The organism is Amycolatopsis sp. H20-H5 (assembly GCF_035828755.1).
Taxonomy (GTDB): Bacteria; Actinomycetota; Actinomycetes; order Mycobacteriales; family Pseudonocardiaceae; genus Amycolatopsis.
In genome coordinates this window covers 1-1,647 of the sequence record NZ_JAYMZS010000264.1, presented here as the reverse complement: position 1 = coordinate 1,647, position 1,647 = coordinate 1, and the positions used below count along the sequence as shown (strand labels likewise).

Genomic DNA, 1,647 nt, shown 5'->3' with positions numbered 1-1,647 from the left:
ACCCAATGCCACGTAGCCTAATTTGATCATGCTGCTGGTCTGGGTGTCAGCCTGCGGATCGTGATCGTGGCCGGGTTCTGATGGCGGATACTGGCCGGCTCGTTGTGTTTCTTGACCTGGTAGCTGTTGTGCCGGGCCCGTTTGATCTTGCGTGGGCAGGTCCGCTCACGCCGGGGCGGGATGAGCAGGGCAGCGATCCGTTCCAGATGGACGGCGAGTCGCTCAGCCCAGTCCCGAGGGGGAAATGTCCGCTGTCCCGGTGGCGGAACGGCGGATCAGACGCAACGTCTTGGCGAAGGAGATCGAGTCCGGGTCGAGATCGGCGGCGGCGGAGGCGCGGGCGGTCAGATCGCTGATGGCGTGGTGCACGATCAGGTAGGCCCAGATCTCCTGACGGACCAGATCGGGCAGCCGTGACCGCAGTACCCTCCCCGGCCCGCGTAGATGGGTCTTGAGCTGGTCGTTCGCGGTCTCCTCCTCCCAACGTTGGTGGTAGGCGGCGGCCAGTTCGTCGGCTCGGGCCCCGTCGTCCCCGTGCAGGTCGGTGATCGTGGACAGCAGCACGATCAGCTCGCCGCTGCCGTTCCCGACCCGGTCGGGGACCTCGTACTCGATCACCCGAACCCGATGCGCGACGGGCCATCCCCTCTCGTCGAGGCCGTCGGCGAGGTCGGCCGGATCGGCACCGTCACGGACGGCGGCCAGGATCCGGGCACGCCGCGCGCCCCGGATCGTGGGCTTGATCAGCACGCTGAGGTAGGTCCCGTCTGCGAGCACCGCCACCACGGGCAGGTCGAGTTGGGTCGGGGCCCGCCATAACAGTGCCGCACCGGTCGCGGCGGCGGTGTCCCAACCCTGCCAGGAGTAGAACCCGCGGTCGGCGGTGAGCAACTCGTCGGCGCGCAGCCGGGGATACAGGCGTTGCGCGAGGGTCTTCTCCCCGACCGAATACGCGTCCACCTCGGCCGCGACGAACGCGTGGGTGCCGCACTCGGCCAGCGCGACCACCCGCGCTTTCGGGAACGCCGACCGGTTGTCCCCCGAACCGGCGTAGCCGAACTCGGCCGCGTTCTCCTTGCTGTCGGGCAGATCCAGTTCGAACCCGTCGATCGCGAGCAGCCGCCACCGGCGCAGGAACGACCCGCGGGCGGTACCCAACGCCACCGCCGGCGCGGCCGGACCGGCACTGCCCGCTACCGGGCCGCAGCAGCGTTCGAACAGTTCCGGGAACACCTTGGGGCCCAGACGTTTGCGGGCCTGGGTGATCGCCGAGGTGGTCGGGACCGTCCAGGCCGCGTTCCAGCAGCCCCACCGGTCCAGCGACCCGGTGACCTTGGTCGCGACCTCGGTGTAATCGTCGTCGGGGAACAAGCACAACGCCAACGTCAGATACGTGATCACGTGCGCGGGCAGTGTGCCGTCCGAGCGTTTCTCCCGAACTCCGCACACCGCGACCGCCTCGTCCACCGCGTCCCGTGGGACCGCCGCGACCAGCATGCCCAGCGATACCTGATCCGGTCGCACCATCACACCCTCGCCCATGATCGGCGACCGTGCCGGCCACACGACCCGAAACGATCACACCACGCCGCACCACTCGAGAACTGCCAGGTCAACAACTTGATCAACTTAGGCTACGTGGCATTG

General features: G+C 68.4%; 1 protein-coding gene. It reads right to left on the bottom strand.

The features are described from left to right. Positions 1 to 222: 222 nt before the first annotated feature. Complete coding sequence (locus tag QMK34_RS47355) at positions 223 to 1,542, bottom strand: IS4 family transposase (RefSeq protein ID WP_326421607.1); 1,320 nt, start codon at positions 1,540 to 1,542, stop codon at positions 223 to 225. Positions 1,543 to 1,647: the final 105 nt, after the last annotated feature.